We start from the raw sequence: 15,995 nt of genomic DNA, 5'->3' as shown, positions 1-15,995 counted from the left end.
ACTCGCGATGTTGCCGGACGACAGCCTAGCGCAGGGGACGGATTTCGCCAACGCGGCGTATTTTCGCGTCAATTTTCGGTCGCCGAACATCGGATCTATTGACATGTAGCTTTGACTTCCTATTCTTCGGCCTCATCCAGGCATCGGGCGTCGAACGCTCGATTTCCGCACTCCAGAACAGAAACAGGTTGGATGCTTTTTTCGGAACTTGGGCTTGGCCCTGACGTCCTGCGCGCCATCGAGGACAAGGGTTACACCCAACCGACGCCCATTCAGGAACAGGCAATTCCCTGTGTCCTGCAACGCCGCGACGTGCTGGGCTGCGCGCAGACGGGCACTGGCAAGACGGCGAGCTTCACCTTGCCCATGATCGACATCCTGGCGTCGGGCCGTGCCCGCGCGCGGATGCCGCGGTCGCTGATCCTGGAGCCGACACGCGAGCTGGCCGCCCAGGTGTCGGAAAGCTTCGAGACCTACGGCAAGTACCACAAGCTCAGCATGGCGCTGCTGATCGGCGGCGAGACCTTCACCGAACAGGTGAAGAAGCTCGACCGTGGTGTGGATGTTCTGATCGCGACTCCGGGTCGTCTCATCGACCTGTTCGAGCGCGGCAACATCATGCTGAACGACATCAAGGTCTTCGTCATCGACGAGGCCGACCGCATGCTCGACATGGGCTTCATCCCGGACATCGAGCGCATCGTCAGCAAGCTGCCGAAGAACCGCCAGACGCTGTTCTTCTCGGCGACCATGCCGCCGGAAATCCGCCGTCTGGCCGATGCCTTCCTGACCCAGCCGCTTGAGATCTCCGTCGCTCCGCCCGCCTCGCCGGCGGAAACGGTGACCCAGGCCCTGACCCTCGTGCATGAGATGGACAAGCGCAAGGCGCTGCGCCATCTGCTGCAGACCGAGGATGTCAAGAACGCCTTCATCTTCTGCAACCGCAAGCGCGACATCGCCGTGCTGCAGAAGTCGCTGGAACGCCACGGCTTCAATGTCGGCGCGCTGCATGGCGACATGGTGCAGTCGAAGCGGACCGAGACGCTGGAACGCTTCAAGCAGGGTGAGATCACGCTGCTGGTCTGCTCCGACGTCGCCGCCCGCGGCATCGACGTCCAGGGCCTCAGCCACGTCTTCAATTTCGACGTGCCGCTGACCCCCGACGACTATGTCCACCGGATCGGCCGCACCGGCCGCGCCGGCAAGCAGGGCCGTGCCTTCATGCTGGCGACGCCCGACGACACGAAACTGGTCGGCGCGATCACGCGCCTCATCAAGCGGGAGATCCCCATGATCGCCATCGACGGCCTGGAGACGGCCGAGTTCGGCGAGGAAGACAGCAGCTCCCGCGGGCGTGGCCGCGGCCGTGGCGGTCGTGGAGCCAAGCCTGACTCCCGTTCGGAAGCCCGTCCGCCCCGTGGTGGCCGTGAAGAGCGCGCCCCACGCGACGAAGCCGCTCCCCGCGAAGAGCGCGCCGCCCGCGAGGAACGTCCGGTGCGTGAGGAGCGTCCCGTCCGTGAGGAGCGCCCGATGCGTGAAGACCGTCCGGTCCGTGAGGAGCGTCAGCCCCGCGAATCGCTGGCTGCCGCCGAGTCCCGCCGCAACAACGAGCCGCGCCGCGATCGCGACCGTGATCGCCGCCGTCGCCGTGACGACGACGATGACGACGTGCCGGTGATCGGTTTCGGCGATCATATGCCGGCCTTCATGCTGCGCTCGGCCCGCCCGCGTCCGTCCAGCGAGACCTCGACCGATCCGTCGCAGGAGGGCTGAGCCCGTGCAGACCATCTTCGTCATGGTCAAATGCGATCTCGGACGCGCCTATGAGGTTGCCGATCAGGCTGTGCAGCTGATCGAACAGGTGTCGGAGGTGCATTCCATCTCCGGCCAGTACGATCTGCTGATGAAGTGCTACCTGAAGCAGGACGACGACATTGGCCGCTTCGTGACGGAGCATGTGCAGACTCTGCCCGGCGTACGGGACACCTTCACGCTGATTGCGTACAAGGCGTTCGCATAGAGGCTTCTGGCGCGCGAAACTGGAAAGGCCGGGCAAATTGCCCGGCCTTTTTCGTTATCGATGGCGCCGGTTACTTGTCCGGTCCGCATCCAGGCCCGACCGCCGGATCGCTCGCGAAGCTCCCGTCATCGACCTGACTGTCCGCGCCATAGTCTGGATTGGTCCCCGCCGCCAGCGCCGCCAGACGGTGGGCGGTCGCCACATGCGCTTCGCGTTCGACCGCACGGTAATGGTCGATCACCTGTTCGCCGAAGGCGGTCAGCACCGTGCCGCCGCCATGCTTGCCGCCGACCGCGGCGCTCACCACCGGTTCGCTGAAGATGCGGTTGAGGTCGTCCACCAGCAGCCACGCCCGCCGGTAGGACATGCCCAGCGCCCGTCCGGCGGCGGAGATGGAGCCGGTGTCGCGAATCTGCTCCAGCAGCGCGATCTTGCCCGGCCCGATCGAGCCGCCGCTTTCGAAGTCGATGCGGATTCTCATGCGGGTCATGGTGATAGGCTCCCCTTCAGCGCTCGGCCGAGTCCAGACCGTCGCCGCTCCAGGCGCCGGTGCGGAAGAACGCGTCGATCCGCTCGCACCAGGGATCGATCTCCAGCCCGGCGGACTCCAGCCAGTCGCGGTTGAAGTAGGTCCCCATATAGCGGTCGCCCGGATCGCAGATCAGCGTGGCGACGCTGCCCTGTCGGCCCTCGCGCATCATCCCGGCGATCAGCTCGATGGCGCCCATCAGATTGGTGCCGGTGGAACCGCCGCAGGCGCGGCCCAGCCGCTCGCGCAGCACCCAGACGGCGGCGATGCTGGCGGCGTCGGGCACGCGGATCATCCGGTCGATCACCGTCGGCTGGAAGGACGGCTCCACCGTCGGACGCCCGATGCCCTCGATGCCCGAGCCGCGGCTGACGCTGGCCTTCGGATCGTTGTCGCGGAAGCCGGCGAAGAAGGCGGAATGCTCTGGATCGGCGACGCAAACCCGCGTCGGCAGCCGGCGATAGCGCACATAGCGTCCGAAGGTGGCCGAGGTGCCGCCGGTGCCGGCGCCGCAGACGATCCAGTCCGGCACCGGATGCGGCTCCTGCGCCAGCTGTTCGAAGATCGACTGGGCGATGTTGTTGTTGCCGCGCCAATCGGTGGCGCGCTCGGCATAGGTGAACTGGTCCATGAAATGGCCGTCGCAATCGCGGGCCAGCCGCTGCGCCTCGGCGCAGACCTCCGACGCACGCTCCACCATATGGCAGCGGCCGCCATAGAACTCGATCTGCGCGATCTTGGCCGGCGAAGTGTTGCGCGGCACCACGGCGACGAAGGGCAACTCCAGCAGCTGGGCGAAATAAGCCTCGGACACCGCGGTGGAGCCGGACGAGGCCTCGATCACCGTCGTGCCCGCGCGCACCCAGCCATTGCAGATCGCGTAGAGGAACAGCGACCGCGCCAGCCGGTGCTTCAGGCTGCCGGTGGGATGGGTCGACTCGTCCTTCAGGTACAGCGTGATCCCCTGCGCCGCCGGGATCGGCATCCGCAGCAGATGCGTGTCAGCGGAGCGGTTCACGTCCGCCTCGATCCGGCGCAGAGCCTCGTCGAGCCAGCCCCGGCGGGCGACGGTGGGAGCGGCTGCGGCGGGGGAGGGGATGGTCATGGCGTCATATCCGGCGATTGGCTGCCCCATCCATAGCGCGGAATTTTACCGAATGCATCCGGTAGAACATCCCTCCCCGCCATGGTGGACGGTCAGCCCTGCCGGATGCGGGCGACGAAGGCCGACACCTCGCCCAGCATGCGGTCGGCGCGCTCGCCCACCGCGCGGGCCGCAGCGGCCACCTCGGCGGAGGCCTGACCGGTGGCCGTCGCGTGGCTGCACACCAAGTTCAGGCTGTCGGACACCGAGCTGACGCCCTGCGCCGCCTCGTTGACGTTCTGGCTGATGTCGCGGGTCGCCGCCCCCTGCTCCTCAATGGCGGCGGAGATGCTGGAGGCGACGTTGTTCACCGTCTCGATGGCGCCGCCGACGCCGCGCATCGCCTCGACGACGGACGAGGTGGCGTCGGTCATCGCGGCGATCTGCGCCTGCACGTCGTCGGTGGCCTTGGCCGTCTGGTTGGCGAGATTCTTCACCTCGCTGGCGACCACGGCGAAGCCCTTGCCCGCCTCGCCGGCACGGGCCGCCTCGATGGTCGCATTCAGCGCTAGCAGGTTGGTCTGCTCGGCGATGGAGCGGATCAGGTCCACCACCTCCACCGTGCGGCGGGCGACACCGTCCAGCTGTTCGATCAGGGCATAGGTGCGGCGCACATCCTCGACCGCCCGGGCGGAGCCGGTCGTCGACTCGGCGATCTGCTGGGCGATCTCGCGGATGGAGGCGGCCAGCTCCTCGGTGGCGCCCGCCACCGCCTGGACGTTGCCGGAGGTGGTCCCGGCGGCGCGGGCGGCGCCGTCCATCAGCCGGGTGGTCTGTTCCGCGCCGCTGCTCATCGCGCCCGAGGTGTGGGTCAACTGTCCGGCCGACTCGGCGACGGAATGGACCAGCGCACCGACCGTGCTTTCGAACTCGTCGGCCAGCCGCCTCATGGTGGCGCGGCGGCCTTCCTCGGCTTCCCGTTCCAGCGCGGCATGGCGGCGGCGCAAATCCTCGGCTTCGATGGCGCTGAGCCGCAGCGTCTCCACCGAGCGGGCCAGGGCCCCCACCTCGTCGGCACGGTCCGCGCCGGCAACCTGGGCGGCCAGATCGCCCTTGGCGATGCGGTCGGTGGCGTCGGCGATGCCGTCCAGCCCCTTGCCGATGCGCGACACCAGACGGAAACCGAATAGTCCGAGCAGCAGTGCCGCCGCCAGCGTCACCAGCAGCGTCTTGATCAGCGTGGCACGGAAGGCGGCGTCGACATCGTCGATGTAGACGCCGGTGCCGATCATCCAGCCCCACGGCTCATAGATCGCGGCATAGGCCAGCTTCGGCATCGGCTCGGTCCCGCCGGCCTTGGGGAAATTGTAGATCAAGGTGCCGTCGCCGCCGCGGGCCGAATCGATCAAGCCGCGGATCACCAGCACGCCGTTGCTGTCCTTGAAGTCGGCGAGCTTGCGGGTGCCCTCCAGGTCGGGACGCACGCCGTGGAACACGTTGGTGCCGTCGAACTCGTACCCGAACATGTATTCGTTGCCGAAGAAGCGCAGGGCCCGCAGCGCACCCTTGGCGCGGTCCTGTGCCTCTTCCCGGCTGAACTCGCCCTTGGCGGCGCGGGCGTCATAGGACTTCATGATCGATAGCGAGGTCTGCACCACCGCCTGGATAGAGTTGCGGTAGCCCTCCACCATGGTTTCGCGCTTCGATGTCGCGGACCAGATGCCGCCCACCAGAATGGCGACGAGGAACAGCCCCTGAAGGATCAGGAGCTTTGCCTTGATGCTGTGAAGTTTGCCGATCATCGCCCTGTTCCACCCCATGCGCGCGATGCCGCATCCGCCGCCCGACGGCGCATGACAATACGGTTCGCTAATCAAACGAACTCTAATACAACAAGTCAGTCATACTGGAGTATTGTTCGTCGACGCAATGCCCGACGTCGAGCCAGGAGTAATCCGGATGGTCGCGAAACCGGTTGTGACCATTGGAGCACTAGGGTTACACCGGATAAAGAAGTCTGTCAGGATGCCACGCCATGACGCTGATCGCTTATCCCCTCTCGGGCGCGATGCCCGACATCCGCCCGGCCCGCCCGACCCGCGACTGGATCGACGCCCTTCCGGAGCAGTACGGCTACCGCTGCCTGCCGCTGAACATCGCCAGCATGCACGGGTGGGAGGTCTGCTGCCCGGTGCGGGTCACCGCCGTGTGGGATGGCGGAACGGGGCTGGACGCCATCACCGTTACGGCCGACGAGCCGCATCCCCTGCTGCCGGCCAGCCATTTCGGCAGCGGTGTCCTGACCTTTCATGTCGCGGCCCTGTTCCGCACGCCGCCGGGCGTCAACCTGATGGTCACCGGCCCGCTGAACCATCCGAAACACGGAATCCTGGGCCTGTCGGGAATCATCGAGACCGACTGGTCGCCTTACCCCTTCACCATGAACTGGAAGTTCACCGCTGCCGGCGTTCCGGTGACCTGGGAAAAGGGCGAGCCCTTCGCCCATCTCATGCCGATCCAGCGCGGTCTGGTGGAAAGCCTGACGCCGGAGGTTCGCGACCTCGACAGCGATCCGGAGACTGCTGCGCAGTACCGTGCCTGGGCGACCTCGCGCAGCCAGTTCAACAACGAACTGCGGACTCCGGGCAGTGCCGCGGCACAGGAACGCTGGCAGAAGGGCTATTACCGCGGCAAGAAGCCGGACGGCAGCGAAGGCCCGCCCGACCATGAAATCAAGGTGCGGGCGCAGCCGTTTCCGAACAAGTAGTTATCGCTCAGACAGTTAGAGCGTGTCCTGAATGCTGCGCACGAACTCCGGCAGGCCGATCTGACGGCGGCGGCGCAGCCGTTCGGCATGCAGGATGGACTCGACCGCGGCGATGCTCTCGGTCACGTCGCTGTTGACGATGACATAGTCGTATTCCGGCCAGTGGCTGATCTCGTTGGACGCCTTCGCCATCCGGTTGGCGATGACCTCCTCCGAATCCTGGCCGCGGCCGCGCAGGCGGCGCTCCAGCTCGCTGACCGACGGCGGCAGGACGAAGACGCTGACCAGATCGTCGCGGGCGTTCTGCGCCAGCTGCTGCGCGCCCTGCCAGTCGATGGCGAACAGCACGTCGCGGCCGGCGCCCAGCGCGTCCTCCACCGCCACCCGCGGCGTGCCATAGCAGTTGCCGAAGACGCGGGCATGTTCCAGCAGGTCGCCGGTCTCGGCCATGCGGTCGAAGCGCTGCTGATCGATGAAGTAATAATCCAGCCCTTCGACCTCGCCCGGACGCATCGCGCGGGTGGTCACCGACACCGACATGGTGATGCCGGCATCGCGGTCCAGCAGCCCGCGGGCGATGGTGGTCTTGCCGGCCCCCGACGGGGAGGACAGCACCAGCATGAGGCCGCGGCGGTGGATCGGGGAGGTGTTGGTCGCAGCCATGGCGGTCACTCGCAGTTGCCTGTCATTCGAAAACGGTCGTCATTCGATGTTCTGGACCTGCTCGCGAAGCTGCTCGATGGAGGCTTTCAGCGACAGGCCGATGCGGGTCAGTTCGACATCCGCCGATTTGGAGCAGAGCGTGTTGGCCTCGCGGTTGAACTCCTGGCACAGGAAGTCGAACCGGCGGCCGATGGCGCCGCCCTCCGCCATCATGTCGCGCGCGGCCTGGATGTGGGCGCGCAGGCGGTCCAGCTCCTCGCGCACGTCGGCCTTGCCGATCAGGATCGCCGCCTCCTGGGCCAGCCGCTCCTCCGACAGGGCGGGGAAGGAACCGAGGATCGCCGCGACCTGGGTCCGCAGCTTCTCGCGCAACGCTTCCGGCTGGGTCGAGGCGCAGGCCGACGCCGCATCCACCAGCCGGGCGATCTCGTCGAGATGGCCGTACAACACCTCGGCGATGCGCGCTCCCTCGGCGAGGCGGTTGACCGCCAGCTGGTCGATCAGTTTGGACAGGTCGCCCTTCAACGCCGACTCGACACGTTCGCGAGCCTCGGTTTCATCCTCTTCCACCGGCTCGATGATGCCCCGGACGGCCAGCAGCGAATCCAGACGTGGCGCGGCGGCCCCGGCCCCCTCGATCTCCCGCGCGATCTCCAGGACCTGGGCCAGAAGCTCGCGGTTGATGCGCAGCTGCGACACCGCCTGGGCGCGGTTGACGGTCAGCGTCAGGTTGACGTTCCCACGGGCCAGCCGCTTCGGCACATCGGCCCGGGCCGCCGCCTCGACGCTGTCGAAGCCGGACGGCAGGCGGCAGCGCAGATCCAGGCTGCGGCCATTGACGCTCTTGGCTTCGAAGGTCCAGGAATAGCCGTCGCCGTGCCCGTCGACGCGTGCGAAACCGGTCATGCTGGCAATGACGGGGCGATGGGCTGGCAACGGCGGCCTCACTTGAAAAGCGGTGTCGAATGATGTCGTGCTTATAGATCGGATCGTGCCAAATCGGAATCGATTTGGAGCATGACTTCGATCGACGAACAGGACGCTACGAACTCGACATCACCCCACAACAGGCTTCGGCGCCATCGGGCAGCCGACGGGCAGGGCGCAAATCCCATGAAACAGCCGCGTTCCATCGTCATAACCGGAGCCTCCAGCGGCATCGGCGAAGCCCTTGCCGTCCTGTATGCCGCCCCCGGCGTCGGACTTGCCCTGACCGGCCGCGACTCCGCAAGGCTGGAAAGCGTGGCGCAGCGCTGCCGCGGCGCCGGTGCCCTGGTCGAGACGAAGGCGATCGATGTGGCCGACCGCAAGGCGATGGCGGACTGGTTGGCTCGGGTCGATGCGACCTCGCCGGTCGACCTGCTGATCGCCAACGCCGGCATGTCGGCGGGCACCGGCGATGGCGGGGAGACGGAGGAGCAGGCGCGGCGCATCCTGGCGGTGAACATCGACGGCGTTCTGAACAGCATTCACCCGCTGCTTCCGGTGATGCGGGAGCGGCGGAGCGGACAGATCGCCATCATGGCCTCGCTGGCCGGCTTCCGCGGCCTTCCCGGCGCGCCCGCCTATTGCGCCAGCAAGGCGATGGTCCGGGTCTATGGCGAGGCGCTGCGCGGCGATCTGGCCGGGGAGGGGATCGGTGTCTCAGTCATCTGTCCGGGCTTCGTCAAAAGCCGGATGACGGCGGTGAACCGCTTCCCGATGCCGTTTCTGATGGAGACCGATGCCGCAGCCCGGATCATCCGCCGCGGGCTGGAGCGCAATCGGGCGCGAATCGCCTTCCCCTGGCCGATGATGGCCGCGGTCTGGCTGCTCGCTCTTCTTCCCCCGGCCTGGACCGACGGTCTGCTGCGCCAGGCCCCGCGCAAGACTTGACCGCGCTTAGTCCACCTTCGCGTGGGCGATGGCTTCGCGAACGCTGACGCCCTTGCGCATGATGTTGTCGACCGCGCGGCCCTGGACCAGATTGATCCCCATCTTGTGGGCATAGACCAGGCTGGTGACGCTGTCGCAGCGGGCCAGGATGAATTTGCAGCGGTCCTGTTCGGCGATGCGGTCGCGGAAATACTTCTCGAACGACGGGTCCATCTCCAGCATGTCGTTCGACCAGAAGATCTTGGCGTAGTCGGCGTTCAGATATTCCAGGTCGAAATTCGTCACCCAGAACGGGTTCAGCCCATCGACCGCGATCTGGTAGCGGCGGTCCTGGGCGAACTCCACCACCTCGTTGAACAGCGACAGGTTTTCGATCAGGTCGCCCTTCGACACCTCAAGCACCACCTGCCCGCGGAAGTCGATCGGCAGCCGCTCGTCGAACTTCACGAATCCGGTCGAAATGACGGTGGACAGGTTGATGTTGATGCCGATCCGCCGGCCCCGCATGAAGCTCAGCCCGTGGTTCAGGGCGCGCAGCACCGACTGGTCGAGATTGGCAGTGAAGTAGTTGAACAGCCACTTGTTGGCGGTGATGTCGTAATCCGGGCAGAGCCGCTCCTGAAGAAGTTTGATCGAGATGTAGAGTTCGAAATACTCCATCTCGGCTTCGCCGCTGCCGATGTTGGCGATGCCCTGATTGAACAGGAAGGGCGACAGGTCGAACATCTGCATCGAGCGTTCGAGCTTGCCGAGTTCTTCCAGTGTGATCGGCGGCTTGGTCTCGGTGACGTGGTTGCCGGTCTCGCTCGCCTGCAATTCCTCGATGAAACGGATGACGTTGATGAAGTTCAACGCCAGTTCCATGATCGAATAGAGCGAATATTCCTTGTAGGGGTTGGGCCCCGTCAGCGTCGTCTTCGACAGGAAAACCTGTTCGACCGTCTGGCAGACGTCGGTCACGCCGGTCAGCTTCAGCCCCTTGTAGAGGATGATGACGTCGCCGTTGGAAATGTTGAAGGACTGCAGATAGGACGCCTTGGTCGCCAGTTCCTGGATGATGGACCGCACCATCATCTGGCTGCTGGGGTCGCGGTCCTTCAAAAGCGACAGGTGCATGTGGATCAGGCGCATGCCCTGCAGTTCGTTCTTCGCCGACCGCAGCAGATTCAGCAGTTTGTCGTTGTCGAAGTCCGGCTTCTGATCCTTGGCGGCGGCGACGGCGGCCTGCTTCTCCGTGGTGGAAAGCCGGACACGGTCCCGTCCAATGGGTGGTCTGCCGCCAAACTTGCTCATACCTTGCTCACTCCCACAACAAGCGTCACGCCTGCCAACCACCCGTATCTTCGGCCGCTCGTTGTTCGGCAGCCTTTTGTTTTCCATCCGGGCCAGTCTGCCCGGATGGCGTTGTCGGCAGGCCGCCAGGCCGGGCATGCCTCGGTCGGCATACCCCGGTCCGCTCGATGCTGCGAAGCCGAACCGATCTTAACGGTAACTTTCTTTAAAAAGCCCTTAAGGCTGAAGTCCGGGCGCAGGAGGTACCCGGACCGCAGCAAAAGACGTCACAGTCATCGAAGCGACGCCATCCGAAAAGGTCAAGTTTCCGGTTCCGGCGGAGCCGCCGACGGGCGTGGTTCGCCAGCAGGAACGATGCGGACGCGACGTTCTATGACCGCAAGTCCGATCTTTCCATGCTTCAAGGCAAGTGCATCATTGCCGAAGAGTTCGCGCCGCCATCCCTGCATCGCCGCAATGTCTGCGCCATCGTCGGCCGCCAGAGCTTCCAGATCGGCGGACGACGCGACCAGCTTCGCCGCGACGTTGTTCTCGTCGCACTTCATCTTCAGCAGGACGCGCAGAAGCTCAACGATCGGTTGCAGGCCGGGCGGCGGTTCCTCGCGCGGTTCGACGCGGGGCAGGGCGCTGTCCGGCAGGTCCAGCCCGCCCTTCACCGCGGCCAGCACGTCGGCGCCCTGGCGCCCCTCGGCAAAGCCGCGGCCCAGCCCGCGGGTGCGGGCGAGGTCATCGACGGTGGTCGGCGCATGGGCGGCGATTTCCAGCAGGGCCTCGTCGCGCAGGATGCGGGACCGCGGCTGGTCGCGGCGCTGGGCCTCGCGTTCACGCCAGGCCGCCAGCTCCTTCAGGATCGCCATGAAGCGCGGCTTGTTGGTGCGCACCTTCAGCCGCAGGTAGGAGCTTTCCGGATCGACCTGATATGTGGCCGGATCGGTGAGGATCGCCATCTCCTCCTCCAGCCAGTGCGACCGGCCGGAGCGGGCGAGGCGGCGCTTCAGCTTCTCGTAGGCCGGGCGCAGATGGATGACGTCGGACAGGGCGTAGGTCAGCTGCCGCTCGGTCAGCGGGCGGTGCGACCAGTCGGTGAACCGGCTGGACTTGTCGATGCGCGCGCCGGCCAGCTTGGTCACCAGCGTTTCGTAGCCCACGCTCTCGCCGAAGCCGCAGACCATCGCCGCGACCTGGGTGTCGAACAGCGGATGCGGGATCTGGCCGGACAGATGCCAGAAGATCTCCACATCCTGTCGGGCGGCGTGGAACACCTTCAGGACCGACGGGTCGCTCATCAGCGCGAACAGCGGCGCCAGGTCGATGCCCTCGGCCAGCGGGTCGATGGCGACCGCGCCGTTGGGCCCGCCGACCTGGACGAGACACAGTTGCGGCCAATAGGTCTTTTCCCGGAGGAACTCGGTGTCGACCGTGATGTATTCGGTCCCTGCCAGCGACTGACAGAAGGCCTGGAGGGCGTCGGTTGTCGTGATGAGCGTCATGGTTGCTTCATACACGACCGAACGGGTGCTTGAAAGTCCGCCGACGCGCGAAGGCGATGCGTTTCTCGGGACGGCCGTCCGGGCGGGTGGGGGAGCGGACAGTCCCGGCCCGATTTTGCCGCTCCGCTTATCCCGCAGCCGCCACGGTGTTAAACTCGGGTTCGACGGCCGGCACGCCGACGGATTGAACAGGTGAACAGGGGCGCGCAGAGTGTTTCATAGCGTTCCAAATGTCGCGTTCCGGCCCTGCCGGCTGCACGCTCCGCCCTATCGCGGCTTGACTTTCGCCCGCGTCCGGTGTGGTGTGTCGGACCGCTTTTTCCGCCGGAATCCGCCCTTTTCAAGGTGTTTCGACCCATGCACCCCTACCGCACGCACACCTGCGGCCAGCTTCGTGAAGAGAATGCCGGTGAAACCGTCCGCCTGTCGGGCTGGATGAACCGGAAGCGCGACCATGGACAGCTGCTGTTCATCGACCTGCGCGACCATTACGGCCTGACGCAGTGCGTGGTCGATACCTCCAACCCGGCCTTCGAGGTCGCGAACCGGCTGAAGCTGGAATCGGTCATCACCGTCACCGGCAAGGTGGTGAAGCGCACGGCCGAGACCATCAACGACAAGCTGCCCACCGGCCGCATCGAGATGCAGATCGCCGAGCTGACCGTGGAAGGCGAGGCGGAGCAGATTCCGCTGCAGGTCAACCAGGACACCGATGCCGGCGAGGACGTTCGCCTGCGCTACCGCTTCCTCGACCTGCGCCGCGAGCGCATCCACGAGAACATCATGCTGCGCTCGCGCGTGATCGCCTCGGCGCGCCGCCGCATGATCGACCAGGGCTTCACCGAATTCCAGACGCCGATCCTCACCGCCTCCTCTCCGGAAGGCGCGCGTGACTATCTGGTGCCCAGCCGCAACCATCCCGGCAAGTTCTACGCCCTGCCGCAGGCGCCGCAGCAGTTCAAGCAGCTGCTGATGGTCGCCGGCTTCGACCGCTACTTCCAGATCGCCCCCTGCTTCCGCGACGAGGACGCCCGCGCCGACCGCAGCCCGGGCGAGTTCTACCAGCTCGATTTCGAGATGTCCTTCGTCACCCAGGAAGACGTCTTCGCCGCCATCGAGCCGGTTCTGCACGGCATCTTCGACGAGTTCGGCAGCTTCCGCCGCGACTCGAAGCCGGCCATCGACGGCCTGCCGTTCCGCCGGATCTCCTTCGCCGAGTCGATGCTGAAGTACGGCAACGACAAGCCGGACCTGCGCAACCCGCTGGTCATCACCGACGTGACCGAGGTGTTCAAGCGCGACGACGTGGAATTCCGCGCCTTCAAGCAGACGCTGGAGAAGGGCGGCGTCGTCCGCGCCATCCGCGCCCCGAAGGTCTCCGACCGTCCGCGCAGCTTCTTCGACAAGCTGAACGACTGGGCCCGCGGGCTCGGCGCTCCCGGTCTCGGCTACATCGTCATGGAAGCCGGCGGCGGCAAGGGCCCGATCGCCAAGTTCGTGCCGGAAGCCGCCCAGGCCGCCCTGCGCGAGTTGGCCGGCCTTGAGGACGGCGACGCGATCTTCTTCGTCTGCGACCAGCCCGGCCCGGCGGCCAAGCTGGCCGGCTTCGCCCGCACCCGCATCGGCGAGGAGCTGGACCTGATCGAGAAGAACGCCTTCCGATTCTGCTGGATCGTCGACTTCCCGATGTACGAGCTGGACGAGGAGACCAACAAGATCATCTTCAGCCACAACCCGTTCTCCATGCCCCAGGGCGGCCTGAAGGCGTTGCAGGAGAAGAACCCGCTGGAGATCAACGCCTACCAGTACGATATCGTCTGCAACGGCGTGGAACTGTCCTCGGGCGCGATCCGCAACCATCTGCCCGAAGTGATGTACAAGGCCTTCGACATCGCCGGCTACCCGCCGGAGGAACTGGAAGCCCGATTCGGCGGCATGCTGAGCGCCTTCAAGCTGGGCGCCCCGCCGCACGGCGGTTCGGCTCCGGGCATCGACCGCATCGTCATGCTGCTGGCCGACGAGCCGAACATCCGCGAGGTCATCGCCTTCCCGCTGAACCAGCGGGCCGAAGATCTGCTGATGCAGGCCCCGGCACCGGTCGACACCGCCCGTCTGCGGGAGCTTCACCTGAAGCTCGACCTGCCGAAGCCCAAGGTGGCCGCTCCGGCGGCGCCGCAGGCTTAAAGCCGGACAGCCCGCAGTTATCGAGAAGGGCCGCGTTTTCGGGCGCGGCCCTTTTTCTTATGGAAGAACGCTTTTCTTTCCGGCGACCTTCTTCGCCCTGGCCGCGACGACCGCATCGAGGAAGCTCTGCCGGGTCGCTTCCCTGCCGAACTCGGCCTCGATGGGCCTGAGCGTAAACATCACGGCGGCCATCGCCTGATAGAACGACATGTAGGTCAGGTTCAGCCCGGCCCCCGCCACCGCGCCGGCAATCGGCACCGACTGCGCCACGATCTTGGGCGACAGCGTTATCGCGAAGCGGCCGGCGACTTTTGTGATCATCTCGGCCACCCGCGGCGCAGCCATATTGGCGCCGACTCGCGATGCCACGAAGAGAGCGTCGGCCTCGTCGTCATCGTCCAGCGGCCCGCCGAGCGCGAACACCTGAAGACAGGCGACCTGTATCGCCGGATCCTTCAAATCCGTGCCTTTGGAGCGCGCCACGTCGGCAATCGACCGGAGAATGGCCGTGGTGGTGACGGGCAATTCCGCCAGAATCCCCGGCGCTCCAAAGAAGCCGCCCGCCGCACCGGTTGCAGCCCCCAGCAACCTGTACAGGCCTTTCGATGCTTCCTTGCCCGCCTCGTCATCCATGTTCAGGATCGCGACCTTGAAAGCCCGCTCGAGCGCGGAGCGAAGCGTGTCGTGCAGAGAACCGCGAATACCCTCGGGCAGCAAATCCATCGCGCCTTCGACCGTGCTGCCCAGCTTGGCCACGGCGGACATCAGGATCCCCTGGGCCGCCACATACCGTTCTGCGGCGTCATTCACCACGGACAAGGCATTCGAATCCAAAGTCATCTGATTCATCCGTAAAAAAGAGAATGACCGAAGCAAGCTACACCATAGGTTTTCAGGCGATCAACGCGCCGGCCGTTCCGGGTGTGTGAAGCCATGAGTTGAACCTTTTGGTCTTCGGCGATCCGATGGAGCTTGGGTGAACGGAAGCAGGCGGGCCTGGCCGTCCGTCGATGTCATAACGCTGAAAATGAGGGGCGCGGTTCACGGCGACAAAAACACTCGTCATGTCCGCGTGGCTGTTGCCAAAGTGATGCAAGAGAGCTATGTAAGCGCCGTCGTCAAAACCTCACGCGGGCTGGCGGACCCTCGGTTTTACCCCGATGGCCCGATCCGGTGTCTTCAGCCATGGTTTCCATGCGCTGTCGACAATGCCCGCGGCGGAGCAACCGGAAAAAGGGATTTTTTCCACATGACCATGCCCACCTTCACCATGCGCCAGCTGCTGGAAGCCGGTGTCCACTTCGGCCACCACACCCGCCGCTGGAACCCGAAGATGAACCAGTACATCTTCGGCGTGCGCAATGGCGTGCACATCATCGACCTCGAGCAGACCGTCCCGATGCTGCACCGCGCCCTGCAGGCCGTGCGTGACGTCGTCGCCGGCGGTGGCCGCGTCCTGTTCGTCGGCACCAAGCGCCAGGCCCAGGAGCGTATCGCCGAGGCTGCCGCCAAGTGCGGCCAGTACTACGTCAACCACCGCTGGCTCGGCGGCATGCTGACCAACTGGAAGACGATCTCCCAGTCGATCAAGCGCCTGCGCGAGATGGAAGAGCGTCTGGGCGGCGACACCTCGGGCCTGACCAAGCGCGAAATCCTGGAGCTGACCCGCGAGCGCGACAAGCTGGAGCGTGCGCTGGGCGGCATCAAGGAGATGGGCGGCCTGCCGGACGTCATCTTCATCATCGACACCAACAAGGAGTCGATCGCGGTCAAGGAAGCCAACAAGCTGGGCATCCCGGTCATCGCGGTCCTCGACAGCAATTCCGATCCGGACGGCGTGGCCTTCCCGATCCCGGGCAACGACGATGCGCTGCGCGCCATCGAGATGTACTGCGACCTGACGGTCGGCGCCGTGCTTGACGGCCTGCAGGCCGAGATGAGCGCTGCCGGCATCGACGTCGGCGCCGCCGAGGACGCCCCGGCCGAGCAGCTGCCGGAAGAAGAGGCCGCCGAGACCGCCGCCCAGGCCTGACCCTGACGGTTGAAGGGCAGCCGGGCCTTATGACCTATGGCCCGGCTGCCTTTTTTAT

The 15,995-nt window shown here is 65.8% G+C and carries 14 protein-coding genes; 6 read left to right on the top strand and 8 right to left on the bottom strand.

Features of this window, described 5'->3' with window-relative positions; genetic code table 11:
- Positions 1-192 precede the first annotated feature (192 nt).
- A complete protein-coding gene (locus ABNQ40_RS24350) occupies positions 193-1,773 on the top strand; it encodes a DEAD/DEAH box helicase (RefSeq protein WP_391347555.1) in 1,581 nt (526 codons plus the stop codon).
- A 4-nt stretch (positions 1,774-1,777) separates the two neighbouring features.
- On the top strand, positions 1,778-2,020 hold the full coding sequence (locus ABNQ40_RS24345) for an Lrp/AsnC ligand binding domain-containing protein (protein ID WP_085089209.1): 243 nt from the start codon (positions 1,778-1,780) through the stop codon (positions 2,018-2,020).
- Positions 2,021-2,090: 70 nt separating this feature from the next.
- On the opposite strand, the gene ABNQ40_RS24340 is transcribed toward ABNQ40_RS24345, so the two are convergent.
- The 3 genes from ABNQ40_RS24340 to ABNQ40_RS24330 all read right to left on the bottom strand — a co-directional run bounded on the left by ABNQ40_RS24340 (position 2,091) and on the right by ABNQ40_RS24330 (position 5,435).
- Positions 2,091-2,510, bottom strand: coding sequence for a winged helix-turn-helix domain-containing protein (locus tag ABNQ40_RS24340; RefSeq protein WP_109050010.1), 420 nt, complete (start codon positions 2,508-2,510; stop codon positions 2,091-2,093).
- 16 nt (positions 2,511-2,526) lie between these two features.
- On the bottom strand, positions 2,527-3,654 hold the full coding sequence (locus tag ABNQ40_RS24335) for a PLP-dependent cysteine synthase family protein (RefSeq protein WP_109050009.1): 1,128 nt from the start codon (positions 3,652-3,654) through the stop codon (positions 2,527-2,529).
- 92 nt (positions 3,655-3,746) lie between these two features.
- Positions 3,747-5,435 (bottom strand): methyl-accepting chemotaxis protein, encoded by a 1,689-nt coding sequence (locus tag ABNQ40_RS24330; protein ID WP_391347551.1) that lies wholly within the window; start codon positions 5,433-5,435, stop codon positions 3,747-3,749.
- A gap of 233 nt (positions 5,436-5,668) precedes the next feature.
- Between ABNQ40_RS24330 and ABNQ40_RS24325 the strand changes: the two genes are divergently transcribed.
- Positions 5,669-6,400, top strand: coding sequence for a DUF6065 family protein (locus ABNQ40_RS24325; protein ID WP_391347548.1), 732 nt, complete (start codon positions 5,669-5,671; stop codon positions 6,398-6,400).
- 15 nt (positions 6,401-6,415) lie between these two features.
- Here the strand turns inward: ABNQ40_RS24325 and gmk are convergent, their stop codons facing one another.
- Positions 6,416-7,063: a guanylate kinase gene (gmk, locus tag ABNQ40_RS24320; protein WP_391347546.1), complete on the bottom strand. Its 648-nt coding sequence runs from the start codon at positions 7,061-7,063 to the stop codon at positions 6,416-6,418.
- A 39-nt stretch (positions 7,064-7,102) separates the two neighbouring features.
- The gene (locus ABNQ40_RS24315) at positions 7,103-7,969 is read right to left on the bottom strand and encodes a YicC/YloC family endoribonuclease (protein ID WP_391347544.1); all 867 of its coding nucleotides are present in this window, start codon (positions 7,967-7,969) and stop codon (positions 7,103-7,105) included.
- A gap of 207 nt (positions 7,970-8,176) precedes the next feature.
- Here ABNQ40_RS24315 and ABNQ40_RS24310 point away from each other — a divergent pair, with 207 nt between their 5' ends.
- The gene (locus ABNQ40_RS24310) at positions 8,177-8,938 is read left to right on the top strand and encodes an SDR family NAD(P)-dependent oxidoreductase (protein ID WP_391347541.1); all 762 of its coding nucleotides are present in this window, start codon (positions 8,177-8,179) and stop codon (positions 8,936-8,938) included.
- Positions 8,939-8,944: 6 nt separating this feature from the next.
- On the opposite strand, the gene ABNQ40_RS24305 is transcribed toward ABNQ40_RS24310, so the two are convergent.
- Positions 8,945-10,231: a hypothetical protein gene (locus ABNQ40_RS24305; RefSeq protein WP_109050003.1), complete on the bottom strand. Its 1,287-nt coding sequence runs from the start codon at positions 10,229-10,231 to the stop codon at positions 8,945-8,947.
- A gap of 299 nt (positions 10,232-10,530) precedes the next feature.
- On the bottom strand, positions 10,531-11,721 hold the full coding sequence (rnd, locus tag ABNQ40_RS24300; protein WP_109050002.1) for a ribonuclease D: 1,191 nt from the start codon (positions 11,719-11,721) through the stop codon (positions 10,531-10,533).
- A 357-nt stretch (positions 11,722-12,078) separates the two neighbouring features.
- Here rnd and aspS point away from each other — a divergent pair, with 357 nt between their 5' ends.
- Positions 12,079-13,905, top strand: a complete 1,827-nt coding sequence (gene aspS / locus ABNQ40_RS24295) for an aspartate--tRNA ligase (protein ID WP_109050001.1) — start codon at positions 12,079-12,081, stop codon at positions 13,903-13,905.
- Positions 13,906-13,962: 57 nt separating this feature from the next.
- On the opposite strand, the gene ABNQ40_RS24290 is transcribed toward aspS, so the two are convergent.
- The gene (locus ABNQ40_RS24290) at positions 13,963-14,745 is read right to left on the bottom strand and encodes an EcsC family protein (protein ID WP_158285585.1); all 783 of its coding nucleotides are present in this window, start codon (positions 14,743-14,745) and stop codon (positions 13,963-13,965) included.
- A 409-nt stretch (positions 14,746-15,154) separates the two neighbouring features.
- On the opposite strand from ABNQ40_RS24290, the gene rpsB reads away from it, so the two are divergent.
- Positions 15,155-15,937 (top strand): 30S ribosomal protein S2, encoded by a 783-nt coding sequence (gene rpsB, locus ABNQ40_RS24285; protein ID WP_109049999.1) that lies wholly within the window; start codon positions 15,155-15,157, stop codon positions 15,935-15,937.
- Positions 15,938-15,995 lie beyond the last annotated feature (58 nt).

This window comes from Azospirillum sp. A23, from assembly GCF_042938965.1.
Taxonomy (GTDB): domain Bacteria; phylum Pseudomonadota; class Alphaproteobacteria; order Azospirillales; family Azospirillaceae; genus Azospirillum; species Azospirillum melinis.
This window is presented reverse-complemented; position numbering and strand designations above follow the sequence as displayed.

What these genes read in the sequence shown, in the direction of transcription:
- ABNQ40_RS24290 (WP_158285585.1), bottom strand. Translation starts at nt 14,745, where the DNA reads ATGACTTTGGATTCGAATGCCTTGTCCGTGGTGAATGACGCCGCAGAA.
- ABNQ40_RS24350 (WP_391347555.1), top strand. Translation starts at nt 193, where the DNA reads ATGCTTTTTTCGGAACTTGGGCTTGGCCCTGACGTCCTGCGCGCCATC.
- rpsB (WP_109049999.1), top strand. Translation starts at nt 15,155, where the DNA reads ATGACCATGCCCACCTTCACCATGCGCCAGCTGCTGGAAGCCGGTGTC.
- ABNQ40_RS24325 (WP_391347548.1), top strand. Translation starts at nt 5,669, where the DNA reads ATGACGCTGATCGCTTATCCCCTCTCGGGCGCGATGCCCGACATCCGC.
- ABNQ40_RS24305 (WP_109050003.1), bottom strand. Translation starts at nt 10,231, where the DNA reads ATGAGCAAGTTTGGCGGCAGACCACCCATTGGACGGGACCGTGTCCGG.
- aspS (WP_109050001.1), top strand. Translation starts at nt 12,079, where the DNA reads ATGCACCCCTACCGCACGCACACCTGCGGCCAGCTTCGTGAAGAGAAT.
- rnd (WP_109050002.1), bottom strand. Translation starts at nt 11,721, where the DNA reads ATGACGCTCATCACGACAACCGACGCCCTCCAGGCCTTCTGTCAGTCG.
- ABNQ40_RS24330 (WP_391347551.1), bottom strand. Translation starts at nt 5,435, where the DNA reads ATGATCGGCAAACTTCACAGCATCAAGGCAAAGCTCCTGATCCTTCAG.
- ABNQ40_RS24310 (WP_391347541.1), top strand. Translation starts at nt 8,177, where the DNA reads ATGAAACAGCCGCGTTCCATCGTCATAACCGGAGCCTCCAGCGGCATC.
- ABNQ40_RS24340 (WP_109050010.1), bottom strand. Translation starts at nt 2,510, where the DNA reads ATGACCCGCATGAGAATCCGCATCGACTTCGAAAGCGGCGGCTCGATC.
- gmk (WP_391347546.1), bottom strand. Translation starts at nt 7,063, where the DNA reads ATGGCTGCGACCAACACCTCCCCGATCCACCGCCGCGGCCTCATGCTG.
- ABNQ40_RS24315 (WP_391347544.1), bottom strand. Translation starts at nt 7,969, where the DNA reads ATGACCGGTTTCGCACGCGTCGACGGGCACGGCGACGGCTATTCCTGG.
- ABNQ40_RS24335 (WP_109050009.1), bottom strand. Translation starts at nt 3,654, where the DNA reads ATGACCATCCCCTCCCCCGCCGCAGCCGCTCCCACCGTCGCCCGCCGG.